General features: G+C 67.4%; 19 protein-coding genes. 8 read left to right on the plus strand and 11 right to left on the minus strand.

What is annotated here, in order from left to right; all coding sequences use genetic code 11:
* Positions 1–6: 6 nt before the first annotated feature.
* Positions 7–2,865: an excinuclease ABC subunit UvrA gene (uvrA, locus tag LCM32_RS06765; protein WP_224820291.1), complete on the minus strand. Its 2,859-nt coding sequence runs from the start codon at positions 2,863–2,865 to the stop codon at positions 7–9.
* 163 nt (positions 2,866–3,028) lie between these two features.
* Here uvrA and LCM32_RS06770 point away from each other — a divergent pair, with 163 nt between their 5' ends.
* Positions 3,029–3,391: a rhodanese-like domain-containing protein gene (locus LCM32_RS06770; protein ID WP_224820292.1), complete on the plus strand. Its 363-nt coding sequence runs from the start codon at positions 3,029–3,031 to the stop codon at positions 3,389–3,391.
* A gap of 109 nt (positions 3,392–3,500) precedes the next feature.
* Here LCM32_RS06770 and lpdA read toward each other — a convergent pair whose 3' ends face one another.
* From lpdA to LCM32_RS06795, 5 genes are all read right to left on the minus strand, one after another.
* The gene (gene lpdA, locus LCM32_RS06775) at positions 3,501–4,895 is read right to left on the minus strand and encodes a dihydrolipoyl dehydrogenase (protein ID WP_224820293.1); all 1,395 of its coding nucleotides are present in this window, start codon (positions 4,893–4,895) and stop codon (positions 3,501–3,503) included.
* Between the two features lie 142 nt (positions 4,896–5,037).
* Positions 5,038–5,616: a DUF924 family protein gene (locus LCM32_RS06780; protein ID WP_224820294.1), complete on the minus strand. Its 579-nt coding sequence runs from the start codon at positions 5,614–5,616 to the stop codon at positions 5,038–5,040.
* 99 nt (positions 5,617–5,715) lie between these two features.
* Positions 5,716–6,993 (minus strand): MFS transporter, encoded by a 1,278-nt coding sequence (locus LCM32_RS06785; protein ID WP_224820295.1) that lies wholly within the window; start codon positions 6,991–6,993, stop codon positions 5,716–5,718.
* A 114-nt stretch (positions 6,994–7,107) separates the two neighbouring features.
* Positions 7,108–8,160 carry a tRNA preQ1(34) S-adenosylmethionine ribosyltransferase-isomerase QueA gene (queA, locus tag LCM32_RS06790; protein WP_224820296.1) on the minus strand — a complete coding sequence of 351 codons (1,053 nt, stop codon included), beginning with the start codon at positions 8,158–8,160 and terminating at the stop codon, positions 7,108–7,110.
* Between the two features lie 50 nt (positions 8,161–8,210).
* Positions 8,211–11,549 (minus strand): AsmA-like C-terminal region-containing protein, encoded by a 3,339-nt coding sequence (locus tag LCM32_RS06795; protein WP_224820297.1) that lies wholly within the window; start codon positions 11,547–11,549, stop codon positions 8,211–8,213.
* 143 nt (positions 11,550–11,692) lie between these two features.
* Between LCM32_RS06795 and bcp the strand changes: the two genes are divergently transcribed.
* The 7 genes from bcp to LCM32_RS06830 all read left to right on the plus strand — a co-directional run bounded on the left by bcp (position 11,693) and on the right by LCM32_RS06830 (position 17,991).
* Positions 11,693–12,154, plus strand: a complete 462-nt coding sequence (gene bcp, locus LCM32_RS06800; RefSeq protein ID WP_224820298.1) for a thioredoxin-dependent thiol peroxidase — start codon at positions 11,693–11,695, stop codon at positions 12,152–12,154.
* Between the two features lie 131 nt (positions 12,155–12,285).
* Complete coding sequence (locus LCM32_RS06805; protein WP_224820299.1) at positions 12,286–12,684, plus strand: rhodanese-like domain-containing protein; 399 nt, start codon at positions 12,286–12,288, stop codon at positions 12,682–12,684.
* A 26-nt stretch (positions 12,685–12,710) separates the two neighbouring features.
* Positions 12,711–13,505 (plus strand): ferritin-like domain-containing protein, encoded by a 795-nt coding sequence (locus LCM32_RS06810; protein WP_224820475.1) that lies wholly within the window; start codon positions 12,711–12,713, stop codon positions 13,503–13,505.
* 201 nt (positions 13,506–13,706) lie between these two features.
* The gene (locus LCM32_RS06815) at positions 13,707–15,038 is read left to right on the plus strand and encodes a DUF5930 domain-containing protein (RefSeq protein WP_224820300.1); all 1,332 of its coding nucleotides are present in this window, start codon (positions 13,707–13,709) and stop codon (positions 15,036–15,038) included.
* On the plus strand, positions 15,028–15,537 hold the full coding sequence (locus LCM32_RS06820) for a bactofilin family protein (RefSeq protein WP_224820301.1): 510 nt from the start codon (positions 15,028–15,030) through the stop codon (positions 15,535–15,537). The genes LCM32_RS06815 and LCM32_RS06820 overlap by 11 nt, the downstream gene beginning before the upstream one ends.
* Positions 15,538–15,845: 308 nt before the next feature.
* On the plus strand, positions 15,846–16,697 hold the full coding sequence (gene cobA / locus LCM32_RS06825; protein WP_224820302.1) for a uroporphyrinogen-III C-methyltransferase: 852 nt from the start codon (positions 15,846–15,848) through the stop codon (positions 16,695–16,697).
* Between the two features lie 76 nt (positions 16,698–16,773).
* Positions 16,774–17,991: an MFS transporter gene (locus LCM32_RS06830; RefSeq protein WP_222489387.1), complete on the plus strand. Its 1,218-nt coding sequence runs from the start codon at positions 16,774–16,776 to the stop codon at positions 17,989–17,991.
* A 31-nt stretch (positions 17,992–18,022) separates the two neighbouring features.
* Here the strand turns inward: LCM32_RS06830 and LCM32_RS06835 are convergent, their stop codons facing one another.
* The 5 genes from LCM32_RS06835 to cysS form a co-directional block, all read right to left on the minus strand.
* Positions 18,023–18,478 (minus strand): GNAT family N-acetyltransferase, encoded by a 456-nt coding sequence (locus LCM32_RS06835; RefSeq protein WP_224820303.1) that lies wholly within the window; start codon positions 18,476–18,478, stop codon positions 18,023–18,025.
* 355 nt (positions 18,479–18,833) lie between these two features.
* Positions 18,834–19,883, minus strand: a complete 1,050-nt coding sequence (locus LCM32_RS06840; protein WP_224820304.1) for a lipoyl protein ligase domain-containing protein — start codon at positions 19,881–19,883, stop codon at positions 18,834–18,836.
* 125 nt (positions 19,884–20,008) lie between these two features.
* Entirely contained in the window at positions 20,009–20,812 is an 804-nt protein-coding gene (locus LCM32_RS06845) for a squalene/phytoene synthase family protein (protein ID WP_224820305.1), read from the minus strand.
* 158 nt (positions 20,813–20,970) lie between these two features.
* On the minus strand, positions 20,971–22,599 hold the full coding sequence (gene cimA / locus LCM32_RS06850) for a citramalate synthase (RefSeq protein WP_263618111.1): 1,629 nt from the start codon (positions 22,597–22,599) through the stop codon (positions 20,971–20,973).
* 121 nt (positions 22,600–22,720) lie between these two features.
* Entirely contained in the window at positions 22,721–24,118 is a 1,398-nt protein-coding gene (cysS, locus tag LCM32_RS06855; protein ID WP_224820307.1) for a cysteine--tRNA ligase, read from the minus strand.
* Positions 24,119–24,137: the final 19 nt, after the last annotated feature.

A 24,137-nucleotide genomic window follows, 5' to 3' on the forward strand; every position in this document is an offset into this window, starting at 1 on the left:
GTTTCGTCATTCCGCCGCGACCTTGCGCGGCTTTAGCATGTCGATCAGGTAGCGCCCCGTGTGGCTGCGCTCGACCTTGGCGACCTCCTCGGGCGTGCCCTCGGCCACGATCTGGCCCCCGCCATCGCCGCCCTCGGGGCCGATGTCGATGATCCAGTCGGCGGTCTTGATGACATCGAGGTTGTGCTCGATCACCACCACCGTGTTGCCCTGATCCACCAGTTCGTGCAGCACTTCCAGCAGCTTGCGCACGTCCTCGAAGTGCAGGCCGGTGGTCGGCTCGTCGAGGATATAGAGCGTCTTGCCGGTCGAACGCCGCGCCAGTTCCTTCGACAGCTTCACCCGCTGCGCCTCGCCGCCCGAGAGCGTCGTGGCCTGCTGGCCCACCTTGATGTAGCCGAGGCCCACGCGCATCAGCGCATCCATCTTCTCGCGGATGCTCGGCACCGCCTGGAAGAACTCCTGCGCATCCTCGACGGTCATCTCCAGCACGTCGGCGATGGACTTGCCCTTGAACTTCACCTCCAGCGTTTCGCGGTTGTAGCGCGCGCCGTTGCAGGTCTCGCAGGTGACATAGACGTCGGGCAGGAAGTGCATCTCGATCTTGATGACACCGTCGCCCTGGCAGGCCTCGCAGCGCCCGCCCTTCACGTTGAAGGAAAAGCGGCCCGGCTTGTAGCCGCGCGCCTTGGCCTCCGGCAGGCCCGCGAACCAGTCGCGGATCGGGGTGAAGGCCCCGGTGTAGGTGGCCGGGTTGGAGCGGGGCGTGCGCCCGATGGGCCGCTGGTCGATGTCGATGACCTTGTCGAGCAGCTCCAGCCCCTTCACCGTCTCGCAGGGCGCAGGCGTCTGGCGCGCGCCGTTGAGCCGCATGGAGGCGGTCTTGAACAGGGTCTCCAGCGTCAAGGTCGACTTGCCGCCGCCCGAGACACCGCTGACACAGACGAACTTGCCAAGGGGAAACTCGGCCGTCACCTCCTTAAGGTTGTTGCCGGTGGCCTTCACCACTGTGATCGCCTTGCCGTTGCCCTTGCGCCGCTCGGCGGGCACCGCGATCTCGCGCTTGCCCGACAGGTACTGCCCGGTCATCGAGGCCGGATCCTTGCAGATCTCGGCCGGCGTGCCCTGCGCCACCACCTGGCCGCCATGCACCCCGGCCCCGGGACCGATGTCAAAGACGTAATCCGCCTCGCGGATCGCCTCTTCGTCGTGTTCCACCACGAGGACCGAGTTGCCCTGATCGCGCAGGTTCTTCAGCGTATCCAGAAGCCGCCCGTTGTCCCGCTGGTGCAACCCGATGGAGGGTTCGTCGAGGACGTAGAGCACGCCGGTCAGACCGCTGCCGATCTGCGAGGCGAGACGGATACGCTGGCTCTCACCACCGGAGAGCGTGCCCGAGGCGCGCGACATGCTGAGGTAGTCGAGGCCGACGTTGTTCAGGAAGCCAAGCCGTTCGCGGATTTCCTTGAGGATGGCGCGGGCGATCTCGTTCTTCTGCGAGGTCAGGCTGGCGGGCACCGTCTCGCACCAGGCATAGGCCTCGCGGATCGACATCTGCACCACCTGCCCGATGTGGACGCCCGCGATCTTCACGGCGAGCGCCTCGGGCTTCAGGCGGTAGCCGTTGCAGGCGCCGCAGCTGCGGTTGTTCTGGTAGCGCTCGAATTCCTCGCGGACCCAGTTGCTGTCGGTCTCGCGGTAGCGGCGCTCCATGTTCGGGATGACGCCCTCGAAGGGCCGGGACACGGTGTAGACCCGCCCACCCTCGTCATAGCGGAAGTCGATCTCCTCGCCGTTGGAGCCATAGAGGAAGACCTGCTGGACATGCGCGGGCAGGTCCTTCCAGCGGGCGTTCTTCTTGAACTCGTAGTGTTTGGCGATGGCCTCGATGGTCTGGAGGAAATAGGGCGACTTGCCCTTGCGCCACGGCGCGAGCGCCCCGTCCGCGATCTTCAGCGTCTGGTCAGGCACCACGAGGCGCTCGTCGAAGAAGAGCTCCACGCCGAGGCCGTCACACTCCGGGCAGGCGCCGAAGGGCGCGTTGAAGGAGAACAGCCGCGGTTCGATCTCGGGGATGGTGAAGCCGCTGACCGGACAGGCGAAATTCTCGGAGAAGGTCGTGCGTTCGGGATCGCCCTCGCGCGGGGCGGTTTCGAGGATCGCGATCCCGTCGGCGAGGTCGAGCGCGGTGCGGAAACTGTCGGCGAGCCGGGTCTCCATACCCTCGCGGACCACGATCCGGTCCACCACGACGTCGATATTGTGGCGGAACTTCTTGTCCAGCGTCGGCGGCTCGTCGAGTTCGTAGAACTCGCCATCCACCTTCACCCGCTGGAAGCCCTGCTTGCGCAGTTCGAGAAATTCCTTGCGGTACTCGCCCTTTCGGTCGCGCACCATGGGGGCCAGAAGATAGCCGCGGGTGCCCTCCTCCATGCCCATGACGATATCGACCATGTCCTGTACCTGCTGCGCCTCGATCGGCAGGCCGGTGGCGGGGCTGTAGGGCGTGCCCGCGCGGGCAAAAAGCAGGCGCAGGTAGTCGTAGATCTCGGTCACCGTGCCAACGGTGGAGCGCGGGTTCTTCGACGTGGTCTTCTGCTCGATGGAGATCGCGGGACTGAGGCCGCTGATATGATCCACGTCGGGCTTTTCCATCATGTCGAGGAACTGCCGCGCATAGGCCGAGAGGCTCTCGACATAGCGCCGCTGCCCTTCGGCATAGATCGTGTCGAAGGCCAGAGAGGACTTGCCCGAGCCCGACAGGCCGGTGATCACCACCAGCTGGTCGCGCGGGATATCCACGTCGATGCCCTTCAGATTGTGCTCGCGCGCACCGCGCACTTCGATCTTCTTCAGATCCGCCATGACAGACTCCCGGGGGGTATTGCCGAAAACTTAATAGAGCGCGGCCCGGCGTCCAACCGAAAAATGAGAACGAAGGCAGAACATTTGCGTCGCCCCATTCACATTCAAAGTCATGAATGCTATTTATGCCGCATCGGGCACGGAGCCCGGGCGAGGCACAGATATGTTCGGATTCCTTAAAGGCAATGCCCACCACCGCTTTTCCGCCGCCGAGGCGATCCGCGGGGTGGCGACAGGCGAGGTCGTGGTGATCGACGTGCGCGAGTCTGCGGAAGTGGCAGAAACCGGCCAGGCCGCCGGATCAGTGCATGTCCCGCTGATGATGCTGGCCTTCCGGGCCGATCCCGCCCACCCCGACCACCTGCCCCAGATCACGCCGGAGAAGACCGTGGCGGTCTACTGCGCCTCTGGCGGGCGGTCGGCCTCGGCGGTGCGGGTGCTGGAACGGCTGGGCTACCGCGACGTGCATAACATCGGCGGGCTGGGGCACTGGGTCCGGGCCGGAGGACAGGTCGTGAAGGTCTGACCAACGCTAGAAACGAAACCGCGCCCGCCGAGGCGAGCGCGGAAAATTCTTCGAAGAATTCTCCCAAGAATTTTCGAAAATTCTTGGGCGCCAGCTGTAACGGCAGCGATCAGAAGTGGATCGCGCGCCCGTAGGCATCGAGCACGGATTCGTGCATCATCTCCGACAGCGTGGGGTGCGGGAAGACCGTGTGCATCAGGTCCTCTTCCGTGGTCTCCAGCTGGCGGCCGATGACGTAGCCCTGGATCAGCTCGGTCACTTCCGCGCCGACCATGTGGGCGCCCAGCAACTCGCCGGTCTTGGCGTCGAAGACGGTCTTCACCATGCCGTCGGGTTCGCCAAGCGCCACGGCCTTGCCGTTGCCGATGAAGGGGAACTTGCCGACCTTCACGTCATAGCCCGCTTCCTTGGCCTTGGCCTCGGTCATGCCGACAGAGGCGACCTGGGGATGGCAGTAGGTGCAGCCCGCGATGGAGCCCGGCTTGATCGGATGCGGATGGCCGCCCGCGACCAGTTCCGCCACCATGACGCCCTCGTGGCTGGCCTTGTGCGCCAGCCAGGGCGCGCCGGCGATGTCGCCGATGGCATAGAGCCCCTCGACGCCGGTGCGGCAGAATTCATCCGTGACGACGTGGGTGCGGTCGATCTTGACGCCCAGACCCTCAAGCCCCAGCCCCTCGACGTTGCCAACGATGCCGACAGCCGAGATGACGGTGTCGAACTCCTGCGTCTCGACCTTGCCGCCCATTTCGATATGCGCGGTGACCTTGCCCTTGGCGCGGTCGAGCTTCTTGACCATGGCTTTCTCCATGATCTTCATGCCCTGCTTGACGAACTGCTTCTTGGCGAAGGCGGAGATATCCGCGTCCTCGACCGGCAGCACGCGGTCCATGACCTCGACCACCGTCGTGTCGGCGCCAAGCGTGTTGTAGAAGCTGGCGAATTCGATGCCGATGGCCCCCGAGCCGATGACCAGCAGCTTCTTCGGCATCCGCACCGGCGTCAGCGCGTGGCGGTAGGTCCAGACCAGATCGCCGTCCGCTTCCAGACCGGGCAGTTCGCGGGCCCGCGCGCCGGTGGCCAGAACGATGGCCTTGGCGGTCAGCTCCTCGGTGCCCTTGTCGGTCTTGACCGAGACCTTGCCCTTGGCGGGCAGGGTCGCCTCGCCCATGACAACCTCGACCTTGTTCTTCTTCAGCAGGTGCTTGACCCCGCCTTCCATCTGCTTGGACACCCCGCGCGAGCGGTTCACCACGGCGTCGAGGTCATAGCCGATCTTGTCCGCCGAGAGGCCATAGTCCTTGGCCCGCTCCATCAGGTGGAACACCTCGGCCGAGCGCAGCAGCGCCTTGGTCGGGATGCAGCCCCAGTTCAGGCAGATGCCACCTAGGTTTTCACGTTCCACGATGCAGGTCTTGAGCCCCAGCTGTGCCGCGCGGATCGCCGCCACATAGCCGCCCGGACCAGCCCCGATTACGATCATGTCATAAGATTTGGTGGCCATGGCCCCCTCCGTTCCGCAAGATAGTTTGACGTTAAACTATTTTCGGAAGCCCTTCAACGCAGCAAAAAGGCCCCGCAGCTTATTGCCGCGAGGCCCCTTGTAACCCGTTGATGTGAGGCGCGGTTTCGCGCCCCTTGCCGGCTTATTCCGCCGCCTGAAGCTGCCGCACCGTGGAGCCGTAGCCGCCCTGGTCCAGGAAGGCCTGTTCCGGCTTGGTGACGTTCCGCTCCAGCGCCTCGTTGCGGTAGGGGAAGCGGCCGAACTTGCGGATCACCTCGCGGTGGGCCTTGGCATGCAGCAGGTTGGGCCCGCCGGTCATCGGCATCCGCTCGGCCATCAGGCGCACGCAGCGGTCCTGATCGCAGAGGCTCTCGCTGTGCATCAGCGGCAGGTAGAAGAACTGCCGTGCTGGTTCTTCGACCTTGAGGTCCCAGCCGTTGTCGATGGAGAGCTTGGCCGCCGCAAGGGCCACGCGGTCCGTGGCAAAGGCCTTGGCCTCGCCGCGGAACATGTTGCGGGGGAACTGGTCCATCAGGATGACGTAGGCAAGCGCGCCGTTCGGGTGCGTCAGCCAGAAGCCGTAGGCGCCATCGGCCGCGGCCTGCCAGGCCTCGCCGAACGTGTCGCGGATTTTCTGATCAAGAGCATCCGTGGCTTCGTACCAGCCGGCGGGTCCTACCTCGTCCAGCCAGAAGTTCAGGATGTCACGCGGGGCAACCATGGGGGATCCTCCTGTGGTCTCTGTCGCACCTGCCCCCATCGTTACATAAGTTTTACCTTCGCAACAGGGGGAATTCATGGTGTGACAAGACGTTAGCGGTCACAGGCGATCCTCTGCCTCCTGCGCCTGCGCCTCTTCCTCCTGCGCGGTGTCGATCACCCACTCCTGCGCAACCTCCACCGCGACCGGCGTGGCGGACATCATCACCGGCGCATAGGCACCGCTGTGCTCTGCCGAAGGCGCCTTCCGCTGGGTCATCCTGTAGCCCGCGTAGGCCGCCATCGCCAGCAGCAGAACCGCGATGAAGAACCAGAACCCCGAGGGGCCGATGGCCGTCATGATCCAGCCGGTGAGCAGCGGGCCCGCGATGGCCCCCAGCCCGTTCATGAACAGGATCCCGCCCGATGCGGCGGCCATATCCTCGGGCTGAAGGAAGTCGTTCGCGTAGGAAATCAGAAGCGAATACAGCGGGTTGGATGTTCCGCCCACGATCATCGCCGCCAGCAGCAGCGCGATGAAGCTGCTGCCCGCCAGCATGGCGAGGATCGCCCCCACGCCGCCCACGGCGGCGACGATCAGGATCAGCAGGCGCCGGTCCATCCGGTCCGACAGCCACCCCAGCGGGTACTGCGCGATGGTCGCGCCGACATAGAAGGCCGCGATGAACATGGAGATCTGCGGCAGGGTCAGCCCCGCCTGCCCGCCATAGACCGCCGCCATGCCGAACTGGGCCGAGAAGGCCCCGCCGAGGATGAAGACACCCACGCAGCTCAACGGCGAGATGCCGTAGAGGGCGCGCAGCGACATCGGCTTCGTCGTGTCGAAGGCGGGCGTGGGCGAGATCGAGAGGAGAATCGGCGCGAAGGAGATCGAAACCAGCACCGAGGGAATCACGAAGAGCACATAGCCCGACGGGTCAGCGACCAGCAGCAGCCCCTGTGCCGAGACGATGCCGAGCATCTGCACGATCATGTAGAGCGACAGCGCCTTGCCCCGGTTCTCGTTCGTGGCGGCGTTGTTCAGCCAGCTTTCCGCCGTGACATACACGCCCGAGAAGCAGAAGCCGATCACCACCCGCCCGATGGTCCATGCAACGGGATGGGCGAAGGTCGGGTAGAGGATCAGCACCGCCGAGATGAAGGAGGCGAGCGCCGCGAAGACCCGCACGTGGCCGACCCTGCGGATCATCTCGGGCGCCATGCGCGAGCCGCCGAGGAACCCGGCGAAATAGGCCGACATGACGATGGACATCTCGAAGGTCGAGAACCCTTCGAGCTCGCCCCGCACACCCAGCAGCGTGCCCTGAAGGCCGTTCCCGACCATCAGCAGCATCAGACCCAGCAAGAGCGCCCATGCGCTGCCCAAAACCTGTAGCATCTCGTCCTTCCTGCCCGCAGGGGCCTTCCGGCCGGACGGCGGGCTTGCTGAAAGCGACACCGGCAGCGTCGCGTTCCTCGTTCACCTCCCGGGTCGCACGGGCGGGGCCGGCGATCAACCCGGGATCAGCAGCGAGGCATCTCCATATGAGAAAAACCTGTAGTTTTCCTCGACGGCATGGGCGTAGATCCGCTTCACCCGCTCCTGCCCCATGAGCGCCGAGACGAGCATCATCAGGGTGGATTTCGGCAGGTGGAAGTTCGTCATCAGCGCGTCGGTCACGCGGAATTCGAAACCGGGGTAAATGAAGATGTCCGTCTCCCCCTCCCAGGCCGCGATCTGTCCGCTGGCGCGCGCGGCGCTTTCCAGCAGGCGCAGGGCGGTGGTGCCCACGGGGATCACCCGGCCCCCGGCGGCCTTGGTGGCGGCGATCTCGGCAGCGGCTTTTTCGGTCACCTGCCCCCATTCGGCGTGCATCTTGTGGGTGGTCACATCCTCCACCTTCACCGGCAGGAAGGTGCCCGCGCCCACGTGCAGCGTGACCTCCGTCAGGCCCACGCCCATGTCCACGATCCGTTGCAGCAGCGGCGCGTCGAAGTGGAGAGAGGCCGTCGGCGCGGCCACCGCGCCAGCGTGGCGGGCAAAGATCGTCTGGTAGTCTTCCTTGTCCTGCGCATCGGCCGCGCGCTTGGCGGCGATATAGGGCGGAAGCGGCATCGCCCCGGCCTCGGCGAGGGCCGCGTCGAAATCCTCGCCCGCGAGGTTGAAGGCCAGCAGCCCCTGCCCCTCTTCCTTGGCCGTCAGCGTGGCAGAGAGCGCATCGGAGAAGACCAGCACCTCGCCCTCGCGGATCTTGCGCAGCGGTTTCAGCAACGCGGACCATGTCCCATCGGCGCGCGGCTCCAGCAGCGTCACCTCGATCTTCGACTGGGACGGGCCTGCCTCGCCATCGCGGTGGCGCAGCCCGGAGAGCCGAGCGGGGATCACGCGGGTGTTGTTCAGCACCAGCCGGTCGCCCGGGCGCAGCCATTGCGGCAGGTCCGTCACCACCGCGTCGGTGATCGCATCGCCCGCGGCCACCAGCAGGCGGGCCGAAGAGCGCGGCTTGGCGGGCCGGGTGGCGATCAGGCTCTCGGGCAGATCGAAATCGAAATCGGACAGTTGCACGGGCGGGCTCCTTCGAAGGCTGGCGTCACCGCCATACCCCTCGCCGGTCCCTACTGCGAGACCTTGGGCGCGGGACGGCGGAAAATCTCGCGGAACATGCCGGGCGTCAACAGCGAGAGCGGGTTTACCGAGACCTGCGGTGCGTCCGCCGTACCCTTCAGGGTGTAGTTGAAGCCGATCAGCCCCTCGCCCTTGCGGGTCAGCAGCGAGCCGACGCCGTTCACGAGGTAGAAGGGAGAGACCACGCCCTGCATGTCGATCTGGCGCGTCTTGAGGCCGTAGTAGCCATCCAGCGACAGGCCGATGGAGGCGCCCGTGGCGCTGCTTTCCGTCACGATGACCTGATCCGGCGTCAGGCGGAATTTCCCCTCCACGTCGGAGAAGAGGATGCCGTCGCCCGAAAGCTGCTCCAGCAGGCCCACGACCGAGATCGCGTTCAGCAGCGCCGCCATGGCGGGGGCGTCGCGGATCCAGAGGTCCTTGATCCGAAGATCGCCGTCATAGCTGCCCGGCTCCGCCACCGGGCTCAGCGTCAGGGTCAGCTGTCCGCCGCGGCCCTGCTTCAGCAGCCCGGCCGAGGCCATGACGCCGCCCGCATCCTGCGCCGTCAGGCGGATCGCAGAGCGTCCGCCCTGCGGCACCACCTCGCCCGACACGGCGGCGCCGCCGTTCATCCGGCCTTCGAAGCTGCCCTGCAGTCCGCCCTGCGTGGTGAAATTGCCGCGGAAATCCGTCAGCGCGATGGCATCGGAAATCCGCATCTCCTGCAGCGCCAGCGAGACCGGCGTGCTGTCGCCGCCCTGTCCACCGCCGCCCGAGCCACCGCCCATTCCCGTGGGCAGCCGCCGCATGTCGAGCGTGCCCGAGGTCACCAGCACCAGCGGCTTGCGCCCCGCGCCGCGGCCCTGAAGCTCGACCGAGCCGCGCAGCCAGTCGCCCACGGCGACCCGGTCGAAGGTCCCGCTTGCCAGCTGCCCGTCCGCGCCAAGAGTCAGGGCGCCCTGCGCGCTCAGCCCCGGGGCCTGCAACGAAATCTCGTCCACCTGCGGCGGGCTGCCAAGCCGCCCGGCCACGGAGAGCTGCCCGGTGGTGCCCTCCCCCAGCGACCAGCCGAGGCTGTCGACCCGCAGACCCAGCCCCGCGAGGTCCGAGGTCAGCCGGAACTGTGCGGGCTGCCCCTTGGCAAGGTCGATGGTCACCCTGCCCTGCCCGCGGCCCGAGAAGGTGTTCGGCGGCAGGCCGATGCGGAACTCGTCGGCAAATCGGTCAGAGAGCTCGACCCAGCCCTCCAGCTTGCTGCGCCCACCGGCCTCCGGCCCCATCTCGGCGCGCCATGTGCCGCCCACCGGCACATCGCCCAGTCGGGCGGTGCCGCTGATCGACAGGGCGTCGTTGTCCGCCGACAATTGCAGCGCGCTTGCGGTCAGGACGCGGCCCGGCACGATCTGCTCGCTACGCAGGTTCGCCAGCTGGCCGGTGACCGCATAGCGCACCTCGCTCGCCGGGGTGCCCTTTTTCAGCGGGAAGTTCAGCGTCCCCTGTGCCTTCACCCGGCCATCGGCCAGCGTCACCGGCTTGCCCGCCTTCTGCATGACGTTCAGCGGCTCGCGGTCCAGCAGGGCCAGCGCCGCGGTGATCGTGCTGTCGGTCTGAAGCCGTACCTCGGCCGGGCCGCCCTTGATGCGCACATCGGGGATGATGAAACTGGTGCCCCGTATCCCCACGACACCGCCCTGCGGCGCGCGCACCTCGCCGCCCTCAGCCACCACGACGAAGCGGTTGTTCTCCAGCGTGGCGTGGCCCATCCCGTTCGAAATCGGCGGCATATGCTTCATGAAGGTCGCAGTCAGCCCGGCAAAGCCGAAGCCCAGCGTGACCTCGGGCGCCTGCTGAGGCTTCGAGCGCAGGCCAAGCTGCAGGTCCTGCATCATGCCGGAAAAGATGTTCTTCTCGATCCACTCCCGCGTCTTGGGCTTCACCCCCGCGGGCCAGAAGGACAGCAGGTCGCCGGGCGTCAGCCGGCCCATGCCGCCGCTGACGCTGACATCCCAGCCCTCGGGAAGGGCCCGGGCCCAGCCGGAAAGGCGCAGCGTCTCGTCCCGGTGCACGAGGCTGAGATCCCCCAGCGTGATCTCGAAGGGATCGAGCGCGAGGCGGATGTCCAGTTTGGCCGCGTCAAGGCTGACCGGCGCCGGGTAGAGATCGGCGGGATTGGCCTCGAACCGGGAGAGCGCGAACTGGCCCGTCATGGCCGAGGGGTGCAACGGATCGTCGCCCTGCAGCCGCAGCTCTCCCTCGGCCTGGGCCGAGACCCATGGGCTTTGCACCGACAGTTCGTCGAACCGCAGGCGCCGGGCCGAGGGCTCGTAGCGGAAATAGGACACCGCGCTGTCGAAGGGGATCGGCGACACGGTGTCGGTGGGCTGGATCACGCCCTGCCCCGCCTGCAACGTCCCCACCAGCGGCCCCAGCCGCCCGCGCTCGTCGATCGTGACACGCAGCGCGCCCGAGATCGGCGCCCGCACCCCGGCCAGCCAGGCCAGTGCCGGGCTCTGCGTGGCGATGTCGGCGGCGGGCATCTCGTCCAGCTGCACCGCCAGCCGCGCCCCGCCCTCGCCGATGCGGGTGTCGTAGGAAATCCCCAGCGTGGTGGCGTAATCCTGCCCCGAAAGCAGGGCAAAGTCGCCGCGCAGGCTCAGCTCCGCATTGCGCCGCTGCAGCAGGATGCGCCCGCCGTCCACCGTCCACGTCCGGTTCGAGGGCACGTCCTCGTAGGTCAGCGTCAGCGCGCGCGCCTCGATCCGGCCCATGTCGGCAAAGGCGGGCGCGGCGAGCATGTCTTCAAGGGTCTGCATCGTCTGGGCCAGGTCGGTGGACCGGCCGTCGCCCCCGATGTCTAGGTCGAACCGCCCCTCTGCATTGCGCCGCAGCCGCAGCATCGCACCGTTCACGTAGATCCCGTAGGGCGCCAGCCGCCCCTGCAGCAGCGGACGCAGCGCCAGCGTGCTCTCCACGTCGGACAGCAGCACCTCGGCCCCGGCCCGGTCCCGCAGGCGCAGGTCCCGCAGGTGGAACCGCGGCTGCCAGTCGTCCGTCACCACGAGGTCGAGGCCCGCAATCTCCACCGTCGCCCCCAGCAGGCCGGTGTTGATCTTCTGCTCGATCCGCGCCTCGACCCAGGGCGGCACCTCGAAGGCACGCCCCCGGGTCAGCAGCAGGCCCACCAGCACCGCCAGCACGCAGAGCGCAATCACCAGACAGCCCGCACCGACGCCGCGCAGGGCCTTGTGGCCCCGCGATCTGCGGGGGCGCCCCTCGGGGGGCACCAACTGGTGCGGGCTCTGCTCCGGGGTCTCGTCCTCGGGCGCCGGCGGCGGGGCCTGTGTCATTTCGGTTCGCTCTGGAGCGGGGTCGGTCTTGGCGCGGGGTCAGTCATCGAAACCGGCGCACCTTCTGGCGCAACCGCTCTTTTCTCTCGCCGCATGCAGCTTAATATCCTCCTCACATGGACGATACAGGAAAGGCAATCGCAATGCCCGACGTCGGCGAAAACGCTCCGGATTTCACCCTGCCCCAGGCCGGAGGCGGCGAGGTCAGCCTCTCCGCGCTGAAACCCGCCCCCGTGGTGCTCTTCTTCTACCCGCGTGACGACACGCCGGGCTGCACCACCGAAAACAAGGATTTCACCGCCATGAAGGCGGAGTTCGAAGCTGCAGGTGCCCATCTGCTCGGCGTCAGCAAGGACAGCATCGCCAGCCACGAGAAGTTCGTGACCAAGCATGAGCTGGCCACCACGCTGCTGTCGGACGAGAACGGCACCGTCTGCGAGGACTACGGCGTCTGGGGCGAGAAGAAGATGTACGGCAAGACCTTCATGGGCATCACCCGCGCTACCTTCCTGATCGACGGCGAAGGCAAGATCGCCAAGGCCTGGCCCAAGGTGAAGGTGCCCGGCCACGCCGAAGAGGTTCTGGAGGCCGTCAAGGCGCTCTGATCCGGGCAGGACACGGTTTCGGCAGAAATGCTTCGAAAATTTGTCCCGTTTCCTCTGCAAACTCGGGTCTGTGCTGGCACGGGTCATGACGCCCGTGCTAGCCTCAGGCTGACCGCTGGAGGAGAACCGGAATGCCCCTGGGCTACAAGCAGATGCTGGAGGAGGCCGACGCTGCCGTCACCTCCTTCTCGCCGATCGATGCACTTGCGCTGAAGGAAGACCCGGCCGTGGTCTTCGTCGATATCCGCGATCCGCGCGAGCTGGAGCGCGAGGGCATGATCCCCGGGGCGAAACACGCGCCCCGCGGGATGCTGGAATTCTGGATCGACCCCGAGAGTCCGTACCACAAGGAATGGTTCGCCGAGGACCGCACCTTCCTCTTCTATTGCGCGTCGGGCTGGCGCTCGCTGCTGGCCGCCAAGCTGGCGCAGGACATGGGGCTGCGCGCCGCCAGCCTGCGCGGAGGCTTCGGCGACTGGAAGCGCGCCGGACAGCCGACCGCCGAACGCAAGGCCAAGCAAGACACGTGACCGACCTCCCCAAACCGCTGGCCGAAATGGCCGTCGACGTTCTGACCACCGCCGACGGGCGGGAGAAGACCGCCCTCTCGCATGAATATGCCGCGCTCTGGCGTGCCGCCCGCGAAGGCGGGGCCATCCCGCCGGTGGGCACCGCCAACCCGCCGATGCGCCCGTCGCGTCCCGCCAAGCCCGAACTGCTGGACCCGCGCGAGGTGCCGCGGCGCCGCCCGGGCACGCCCGAGGGCCGAAAGGCGATCCTCCATGCGGTGGCGCATATCGAGCTGAACGCCGTCGACCTGCACTGGGACATCATCGCCCGCTTCGGCCATGTGCCGATGCCCGTCGGCTTCTACGACGACTGGGTCAAGGCCGCCGACGAGGAGAGCAAGCACTTCAACCTGATGTGCGACTGCCTCGAGGCGAACGGCTCCCACTACGGGGCCCTGCCCGCCCACGCGGGCATGTGGCGCGCCGCCGAAGGCACGGCCGAGGACCTCTATGGCCGTCTCGCCGTGGTGCCCATGGTGCTGGAGGCGCGCGGCCTCGACGTGACGCCGGGGATGATCGAGATCTTCCGCAAGGCAGGCGACGACGGCGCCATCGCGGCACTGGAAACGATCTATGCCGAGGAGGTCGGCCACGTCGCCTATGGGTCGAAGTGGTTCCACTTCCTCTGCGGCCGCGACAACCGCGATCCGCAGCCGTTCTTCCACGAATTGGTGCGGAAATACTTCCACGGGCCGCTGCGTCCGCCCTTCAACGAAGAGAAGCGGGCCGAGGCCGGTTTGCCGCCAGATTTTTACTGGCCCTTAACCGAAAACACCGTCTGACCCGACGGCAAGCCCTAAATTCCGCCGGTTTCCAACGGGATCGTCGGCAGTTTCCCGCCGAATCGGCAAGATTCCGTCGAGTGTTGCGAATCGGCCTCTCAAAATTGTTGCCCGGTCCCGGGGGGGCCGGTACACCCTTCGGAAACGTCTCGTTGGGGAAAATTGAGGCGTCTTGGGATGGGACAACAGGGACACGTCTTCGTGAGAACACGTCTTGCTATTCGCATGCACGCTCTGCTGGAGCGTCACTTTCCGGAACGCCGCCTCTTCCTTCGCTCCGATACGGACACGCGTTTCATCCGTCTGAAGCCGGGCACGCAGCTTATCGCTTTTGCCGGGGGGGCCGCCGTGGTCGCCTGGGCGATCATCGCGACCGCGATCCTGCTGATGGACAGCATCGGCTCCGGCAACTACCGCGATCAGGCGATGCGCGACCAGACGATCTATCAGGACCGCCTGAACGCCATGGCCGAGGACCGTGACGCCCGCGCCGAGGAAGCCCTCGCCGCGCAGGACCGCTTCACCTCTGCCCTCGACCAGATTTCCGTCATGCAGTCGCAGCTGCTGGCCTCCGAGACCCGCCTGCGCGAATTGGAAACCGGGATCGGCGTGATCCAGACCACCCTGCGCAAGACCGTCAAGGAACGCGACACCGCCCGCGCCGAAGCCAGCCAGATGAAGCAGACCATGGCCGAGGCTGGTGCCGGCACCGGTGGCATGGGCGGACAAGACAGCGCCACGATGTCCTTCCTGACCGCCGCACTCGCCGACACCGCGGTCGAGCGCGACACGATTTCCAGCGATGCACAGGACGCCCTGCTGGCCGCCGACGAGATGGCCACCGAACTGGCCCTGATGCGCGACCAGAACGACGCCATCTTCCGCCAGCTGGAAGAGGCGATGACCGTCTCGATCGCGCCGCTCGACAAGATGTTCCGCAACGCGGGCATGAACACAGACAGCATCATCGAGCAGGTCCGCCGCGGCTATTCCGGCCAGGGTGGCCCGCTGACGCCGATCTCGCTCTCCACCATGGGCGAGGAACCCTCGCCCGATGCGAGCCGCGCGAACCGCATCCTGAACCAGCTCGACCGGCTGAACCTCTACCGGATCGCCGCCGAGAAGGCGCCCTTCGCCAACCCGGTGCATAACAACTACCGCTTCACCTCGAACTTCGGCTACCGCCGCGACCCCAAGACCGGCGGCCGCCGGATGCACGCGGGCGTCGACTTTGCGGGCCCCGTGGGCACGCCGCTTTATGCGACGGCTGACGGTGTCGTGATCCACGCCGGCTGGTCTTCGGGCTATGGTCGTCTGGTAAAGATCCAGCATGAGTTCGGAATCGAGACACGCTATGCCCACATGAGCAAGATCCGGGTGCAGAAGGGACAAAGGGTCTCGCGCGGTGACCGTATCGGTGATATGGGGGCATCCGGGCGTGTAACTGGCCCGCATCTGCACTATGAGGTGCGCATTGGCGGCAAAGCCATCAATCCGATGACATATATCAAGGCAGCGAGAGATGTTTTCTAAGAGCAAAATCCAAGAGCCCGGCCCGAAAGCCACTGAAGGTGCCACTCCGGCTGCCTCGGAAGCGCCTGCGCCCAAGCCTACGCCGTCGTCCGACTACAAGCCCACCGCGCCCAAGGCCAAGCCGCCGGCATCGGTGCTCTCCTCGGATCTCAACATCACCGGTAACCTGAAGACCACCGGCGACATCCAGGTCGAGGGCACCATCGACGGTGACATCCGCGCCCACCTGCTGACCATCGGCGAAGGCGCCACGATCCGCGGTGAAGTGACCGCCGACGACGTGGTGATCAACGGCCGCATCATCGGTCGCGTCCGCGGCATCAAGGTGCGCCTGACCTCCACCGCCCGGGTGGAAGGCGACATCATCCACAAGACCATCGCCATCGAAAGCGGCGCCCACTTCGAGGGCTCGGTCCAGCGTCAGGACGATCCGCTCTCGGCCAAGGGCAAGGCTCCGCTGGCCCCGCCGGCTCCCAAGCCCGCAGGCGGCCAGGCCTGATCAGGCTTCAGAGTTCGCATACGGAAGGCCGGGGAGACCCGGCCTTTTTTGTTGCGCGAGGGGTGCGCCGCGACAAGAGCGGTCAAGGCAGGCGCGTTACTTCTCAGCGATCCCGAAAACCTAAGGCCCGAAAATAGGTCCGGCATCGCTCTGCGCGGACCATATTCGCAACCCCGGCCCAAACCGCCCCGCGACCCGCAACATTGTCCCGTGAGCAGCCTCCAGCCCGGATTGTTTTCCTCCCTCCACCATACCGCGTCGCATGCAACCCCCTTGCCAGATGCGCCTCGTCCCGCCACATATCGGGCATGACCACCACCCTGCCCCCCCTCGCCGACGGCTGGCCGGAGCTTACGCCCGGCTGGGTCTGGCTCTGCGGTGCCGGCCCCGGCGATCCGGGGCTGCTGACGCTTCATGCCCTCAACGCCCTGCGCCAGGCGGAAGTCGTCGTCTACGATGCGCTCGTCCACGAGGAGATCCTCGCCTGGGCCCCGCAGGCCGAGATGATCTATGCCGGCAAGCGCGGCGGCAAACCCTCGGCCAAGCAGAAGGACATCTCGCTCCGCCTCGTCGATCTGGCGCGGGCGGGCAAGCGGGTGCTGCGGCTCAAGGGTGGCGATCCCTTCGTCTTTGGTCGCGGCGGCGAAGAGGCCCAGACCCTCGTCCAGCACGGCGTGCCGGTGCGGATCATCCCCGGCATCAGCGCAGGCATCGGCGGGCTGGCCTATGCGGGCATCCCCGTCACCCACCGCGACGTGAATCAATCCGTCACCTTCGTCACCGGGCACGACCAGACCGGCGCGGCCACCGGCTCGCTGAACTGGCAGGCGATCTCGGATGGCAGCCAAGTGATTGTGATCTACATGGGCATGAAACACGCCCAGCATATCGCCACCGAGCTGCTTGCCGCGGGCCGTGATCCGCAGGAGCCGGTGGCCGTCGTCTCACAGGCCACCACCCCCGACCAGCGGGTACTGGAAAGCACGCTCTCCACGCTGGTGGCCGATATCGAGGCCGCCGGGATGGAGCCGCCCGCGATCCTCTGCGTCGGCAAATCCGTGCTGATGCGTCAGGTGCTTGACTGGCAGGGGATGCTGCGGGGCGAGCCGCCCCGGAACCTCGATCCCCTCGGCCGCGGAAAGCCTGCCGAAGTCACGTAAGTGACAGGGTCATGCGTGCATAAATGAACCTTTTGTCATCTTGCCTGCCCCAAGGGCGGGCACTACGGCAGAGGGCATGAGCAGCACCACCTACATCCCCGACGATTCCCGCGCCCGGCGCAATGTCGTGATCCTCGTCATGGCGCAGGCCATCATGGGCGCGCAGATGCCGATGATCTTCACCATCGGCGGGCTGGCCGGGCAGTCGCTGGCCTCCAACCCCTGTTTCGCGACCCTGCCGATCACGATGATCGTTCTGGGCTCGATGCTGACCGCGACGCCAATCTCCGCGATCATGCAGAAATACGGGCGCAAGGCGGGCTTCTTCCTTGGCGCGGGCGGCGGGGTGCTGGGCTCTGTCATCGGGGCCTACGGGCTCTACTCCGGCTCCTTCGGCATCTACATCCTCGGCTCGCTCTTCACCGGCATCTACATGTCGGCGCAGGGCTTCTACCGCTTCGCCGCGACGGATACCGCCAGCGAGAGCTTCCGCCCCAAGGCGATCTCCTACGTGATGGCGGGCGGGCTGCTGGCCGCGATCATCGGGCCGCAACTGGTCAAGGTGACCTCCGAGGCGCTGGTGATCCCCTTCCTCGGCACCTACCTCGCCGTCATCGCGATCAACGTCTTCGGTTCGCTGCTCTTCACCTTCCTCGACATTCCCAAGCCGCCCAAGCCCGCCGCTGACGCCCCCGCGGGCCGGACCCGGCGCGAGCTTCTGGCCGAGCCAAAGATCGCCGTGGCGATCATCGTGGCCATGGTCTCCTACGCGCTGATGAACCTCGTCATGACCTCGACGCCGCTGGCCGTCGTGGGCTGCGGCTTCCAGCAGGGCGATGCGGCGAATGTGGTCTCCTCGCACGTTCTGGCGATGTATATCCCGTCGTTCTTCACCGGCCACCTGATCAACCGGTTCGGCGTGCGCAAGATCATGGCCAGCGGGCTCGTCATCCTCGCCGGGGCCGCCGTGGTGGCGCTGGAAGGGGTCGAGCTGGAGAACTTCTTCGGCGCGCTGATCCTGCTGGGCATCGGCTGGAACTTCGGCTTCATCGGCGCGACGACCATGCTGGCAGGCGCCTACAAGCCCGAGGAGCGTGGCCGGGTGCAGGGCCTCAACGACCTCATCGTCTTTGGCGGCGTGACGCTGGCGTCCTTCTCCTCCGGCGGGCTGATGAACTGCTCGGGCGGCTCGCCAGTGGACGGCTGGAACGCGGTCAACATGGCCATGGCGCCGATGCTGATGCTGGCGGGCGGCGCGCTGATCTGGCTGGCCTTCCGGCCCAAGTCGCTCTGAGGACGCGCCGGGGCGGTCTCCCCCGCCCTGCTCAGAAGGTCTTCTTGAACCCCACGTGGCTGGGCGCATAGCCCAGCCTCTCGTAGAACCGATGCGCGTCCTTGCGGGCGTTGTTCGAGGTGAACTGCACCAGCGCCGCGCCCGCCGCCCGGGCGCGCCGGTCCACGTCCTCCATCAGCGCCTGCCCCACCTTCTGCCCGCGCATCTTCGAGGCGACGCGCACCGCCTCCAGCTGGGCCCGGTCCGAGGCCATGAGCGAGAGGTTCGAGATGATGGTAAGCTGGTAGCAGGCGACGATCTCTCCCCCGCTCTCGCCCACGTAGACGCGGTTTCCGGGCTGCGCGAGGATCGCCTCGAAGGCCCGGGCATAGACCTCCGGCTCCGCATTCTCGCGCTGTGCGCCCAGCAGGTCCTCGGCAAGCAGCGCGACAATGGCGGGCACATCGGCGGCGGTGGCCTCGCGGAAGGTGACGGGGGGCGTGGTCATGGGCGGCGTCCTTCTGTGGTGGGCTATCGGTGGCACGGCGGCGCGGGGTTGTCACGCACTATACGGTGGCGAAGAGCCTGCGGCGTTGAAGATGCCCGGCAATAGCGCAGGCCCCTGCCGGACAGAGGGCCGCGCCCGTCCCGGGGCCGGAGGGCGTCTTGCAAAGGCTCCGGGGGAGCCTTTGAGCCCGCAGGGGGCGACAGCCCCGGGGGCGCACAGCGCGCCCGCTCAGGGGGCGGGACAGGCGCGGCCCGGACGCGAGGCGTCCGGGCGGGTATTCTCATCAGGGACGGAAAAGCCGCCAAAGGTTTCCCCGTGGCGGCTCTCTGGCTTGATCTCGTCGGGGCGCCCCGCCTCACGGCAGGTGGTAGAGCCACTCCCGCGTCTCGAACTTCTGCGCGGCCAGCTCCTCGGCCTTCGCGTATTCCTCCGGAGTGATCGCGCCCGTGCCGCCGCCATAGAGGTCGTGGAACGTCGCCTTCATCCGCTCGATCACCGCGCGCCGCTCCAGCCCGGTCTGACTGCGCACCGGGTCCACCCGCTTGGCCGCCGAGGTGATCCCCTTGTCCGAGATCTTCTCGCGCCCGATCCGCAGGACCTGCGTCATCACGTCGGCATCCATGTCATAGGCCATGGTCACGTGATGCAGCACCGTGCCCCCGGCATAGCGTTTCTGCGCCGCGCCGCCGATCTTGCCCTTGGAGGAGGTGATGTCGTTCAGGGGCTTGTAGACCGCGTCGATCCCCAGATCGTTCAGCGCCTTCAGCACCCATTGATCGAGGAAGGCATAGGAGGCCCCGAAATCCATGTCCGAGACCAGCTCCCCCGGCGCATAGAGCGAATAGGTGATGGTCGAGCCCGGCTCCACCAGCATGGCCCCGCCGCCGGTCACCCGGCGCACGATCCCGATGCCAAGCCGCGCGGCCGCCTCTTCGTCGACCTCGTTCTTCACCGACTGGAAGTTGCCGATCACCACCGCGGGCCGCTCCCATTCCCAGAAGCGCAGGGTCGGACCCCGCCGCCCGGCGGCGACCTCGCGGGCCAGCACGTCGTCGAGTGCCAGATGCATCGCCGGGCTCACCGCCTCGCTGTCGATCACCTGCCATTCGAAATCGCGCCACGACTTGCTGACGCCAAGCGCCCGGCGGACAGCGATGGCGATCGCATGGGCCGAGAAGCCCATCAGCGCCGCGCCGGGACGCAGGCCCCGCGTCACCGCCGCCTCGATCCCCTCGGGCGCGGTCTCGACCGGCAGACCGTTCAGCGCGGCGCGGATATCCTCCAGCGCCTCGGGCGGCTCGAGGAAGAAGTCCCCGGTGATCTGCACATCCGCCAGCTTGCCGTCGCGGACCTCCAGATCCGCCACCACCAGCTTGCCGCCATGAACCTTGTATTCGCCGTGCATTCGCCTGCTCCTTGTTCGTCTCGATGTCGATCTGCCGACCGGCCTGTGGCCAGCCAGCTGTCCGGCCCGCGCGCCGCCATCGGCGCATCCAGACCCATATGTCCCGCGTATCGCCGCCCCCTGCGCTACCAGCGCCCGGTGGCCACCCGCCACGCCAGCCCGGCGCGCTCCCGAAACGGCCGCTCGGCAATCGCGCCGGCGGCCACGTCCCCGGGCCGCGCGCGCACCTGCCGCAGGACCGCCTCCGCCGCGCCGACGCCCGCAAGCGCGGGGCGCGCCTCGGGCGAGACCTGCGCCCGCCCGGCCCGCGCCCGCTTCAATCGTTTCAGCCCTGTGTCGGCGAGATCACGCACCGCATGGGCCCGCCCGTCCGGCAGGGGCCGCTTGCCCGCCGCCTCAAGGTCCGGGATCGCCCGGAACCAGTTCGCCAGCCCGAGGGCAAAGCCCGCATCCCGCGCCACCGCCTCGTCCACCGGGCCAAGCGCCCGGGCGGCGACATAGGTCAGATGCCCGCTGGTCGCATCAAGGTAGCCGGTGAAGGCCGCGCCATCGGTGAAAGGCTCGCTTTCGATGTCCCACCGCCGCGCGGCGACCAGCCCGTCGAGCAGCCGCGCGCCCTCTGCATCCAGCACCAGCGCCAGCGGGGTCACCACCTCATGACGCCGCACGAACCCGCCCGAGGCGATCTCCTCCAGCGCGTCGCGCCACCATTGCAGACGCATCTCGGCGATCATCGGCTCCTTGGTCACCCAGGGCGCGCGACTGACCTCGATATTGAACGCATAGAGCGGGAAGAGCACGGCCCGCGCCGCCACCGGCGCGGCCATGGCCACGCGGAACCGCTCCGCGTCGCCCCGCTCCACCAGGGCGGCACAGGCGGTGAGGTCCTCGGAAAACCCGCGGGCCGGGTCGGGCTTGAGTTCTGACACGCGCGCGGACCTCCGGATGGCGCGCGCCGGCACGGAGGGCACCGGCGCCTACCGGTCAGATAGCCCCTGCGACGGGCGGGGAAAACCCCCGCCCCGCACAAGTCCCCCGCGCAGATCCACAGGAGAAGCCCCCCGCAGGCGCCACGCTCTACGGGCGGCTATTCTGCCGCCTGCACCGCCGCGCAATCGCGCATCAGCTTCCAGCGCACCGCATCCAGCAGCGCCTCGAAGGAGGCATCGACGATATTGGCCGAGACGCCCACGGTCGACCACCGCCGCCCCGCGCCATCCTCGCTGTCGATGATGACCCGTGTCACGGCCTCGGTCCCGCCCTGGGTGATGCGCACCTTGAAGTCCACGAGCCGCATGTCGTCGATCACCGCCTGGTAGCGGCCCAGGTCCTTCGACAGCGCCTTGGAGAGCGCGTTGACCGGGCCCCGGTCGGTGCCCATCTCGTCGAGGCTCTCGGAGACCGAGAGCAGTTTCTCCCCGTCGATCCAGACCACCACGACCGCCTCGGAGAGCGTCACCACACGCCCCTTCGCGTCGCGCCGCCGCTCCACGGTCACCTTGTAGCGCTCCACGTCGAAGAAGGCGGGCGCCTGCCCCAGCTCGCCCCGCGCCAGCAGCTCGAAACTCGCCTGCGCGCTGTCGTAGGTATAGCCCTGGTCCTCGCGCGCCTTCACCTCGGTCAGGATCCGCCCGAGCGCCGGGTCGCCCTTCTCCACCACGATGCCCGCATCGGCCAGCCGGGCGCGCAGGTTGCTCTGCCCGGCCTGGTTCGACATCGGGATGATGCGCTCGTTGCCCACCAGCCCCGGGTCGATATGTTCGTAGGTCGAGGGGTCCTTGATGATCGCGCTCGCATGGAGCCCCGCCTTGTGGGCAAAGGCCGAGGAGCCGACAAAGGGCGCCTGTTTCACCGGCACGCGGTTCAGGATGTCATCCAGCTGCCGCGACAGCAGCGTCAGCCCCTGCAGCGCCGCGCGGCTGACCCCGGTCTCGAAGCGGCTGGCATAGGGCTCCTTCAGCGCCAGCGTGGCGATCAGCGTCACGAGGTTGGCATTGCCACAGCGCTCGCCCAAGCCGTTCAGCGTGCCCTGGATCTGGCGCGCGCCCGCATCCACCGCCGCCAGCGACCCCGCCACCGCATTGGCGGTGTCATTGTGGGTGTGGATGCCCAGCCGATCGCCGGGAATGCCAGCTGCGATCACCTCCGCCACGATCTGCCCGATCTCCGCGGGCAGCGTGCCGCCATTGGTGTCGCACAACACGATCCACCGCGCGCCCGCCGCTTCCGCCGCCTGCAGGCAGGTCAGCGCATAGGCCCGGTTGGCCTTCCAGCCGTCAAAGAAATGCTCCGCGTCGAACAGCGCCTCGCGCCCCTGCGCCACGATATGCGCGATCGAGGCGCGGATGTTCTCGACGTTCTCCTCCAGCGCGATCCCCAGCGCCGCGGTGACGTGGAAATCATGGGTCTTGCCCACGAGACAGACCGAACCCGTGCCCGCGTTCATCACCGCCGCCAGCACCTCGTCATTGGCGGCGGAGCGCCCGGCCCGCTTGGTCATGCCGAAGGCGGTCATCCGCGCCCGGGTCTGGGGCGCCACGTCGAAAAACGCGCTGTCGGTCGGGTTCGCCCCGGGCCAGCCGCCCTCGATGTAATCCACCCCCAGCCGGTCCAGCGCCTCGGCGATGCGGATCTTCTCCGCCGTCGAGAACTGCACCCCCTGCGTCTGCTGTCCATCCCGCAGCGTCGTATCGTAAAGCCAGAGCCTCTCCCGCATCACGCGCCCCTCCCATCCACTGTTTCAAAATATCCTCGGGGGGAATTGGACCGCAGCGCGGTCCAAGGGGGGCAGACAGCCCCCCGCCCCGCCCGCCGCAGGCGCATCCCCCCGGCCATGATCAAAGGCCGTCCAGCTTGGCCGGATCGAAGCCCGCCCCGGGCACCAGCTCGACACCCGCCTTGGACATGCGCACCTCGACCCCCGCCGCGATCAGCGCCGCCTTGAGCGCATCGACAGGGGCGAAGTCCTTCGTCTCCATCGCGGTTGCCCGCAGCCCCGCCAGTTTCTCGGCCAGCCCCGAAAGGTCCGCCGCCGGCAGCGCGGCCCACGCGCCGATCTCCGGCAGCAGCAGGCCCATCAATTGCGCCGATCCCTTCAGAACCGCCGCCTCGCCAGCGCCCGCCAGCCGATGCAGCACCGCGATGGCGCCCGCCGTGTTCAGATCATCCGCAAGCGCCGCGATCACCTCATCGGACGGCGCCGCCGCCTCGACGCTGTCGACCATGGCATGCCACTTGCGCAGCACCGCCTCGGCCTCGCCCGCCTTCTTCGCGGTCCAGTCCATCGGCTTGCCGTAATGCGTCCCCAGGAACACAAACCGGATCACCTCGCCCGGCACGCCCTGCTCCAGCAGATCGCGCACCGTAAAGAAGTTGCCCAGCGACTTGGACATCTTCTTGCCCTCGACCTGCAGCATCTCGTTGTGCAGCCAGTAGCGCGCGAACTGCCCCTCCGGGTGGGCGCAGCAGCTCTGCGCGATCTCGTTCTCGTGGTGCGGGAACTGCAGGTCGTTACCGCCGCCATGGATGTCGAACGAAGCCCCCAGCAGCTCATAGCTCATGGCCGAGCATTCGATGTGCCAGCCCGGACGGCCGCGGCCCCAGGGGCTGTCCCAGCCCGGCAGGTCATCGGTCGAGGGCTTCCAGAGCACGAAATCCATCGGGTTGCGCTTGTAGGGCGCGACCTCGACCCGGGCGCCCGCGATCATGTCGTCCACCGACCGGCCCGAGAGCGCGCCATAGGCGGTGTAGCTCTCCACCGAGAAGAGCACATGCCCCTCGGCGGCATAGGCGTGGCCCTTCTCGATCAGATCCGCGATCATCGCGATCATCTGGCCGATGAAGGCGGTGGCGCGGGGCTCCTGCGTGGGCCGCAGGGTGCCGAGTTCGTCCATGTCCTGATGATACCAGGAGATCGTCTCCTCGGTCCGCTCGGCGATCAGCTCTTCCAGCGTGCCGGGCGCGCCCGCTTCCTTGCGCGCAAGGGCGGTGGCGTTGATCTTGTCGTCCACGTCGGTGAAGTTGCGCACGTAGGTGACGTGGTCTTCGCCGTAGACATGGCGCAGCAGCCGGAACAGCGTGTCGAAGACCACCACGGGCCGCGCATTGCCGAGGTGCGCCCGGTCATAGACCGTCGGCCCGCAGACATACATGCGGACATTCTCCGGGTCGATCGGGACGAAGTCCTCCTTCGCCCGCGACTTGGAATTGTGCAGCCGGATCTGGGTCTCGGACATAGGATCTCACTCCTCAGCG

The sequence above is a fragment of the Pseudooceanicola nanhaiensis genome (assembly GCF_020171315.1).
GTDB lineage: Bacteria > Pseudomonadota > Alphaproteobacteria > Rhodobacterales > Rhodobacteraceae > Pseudooceanicola > Pseudooceanicola nanhaiensis_A.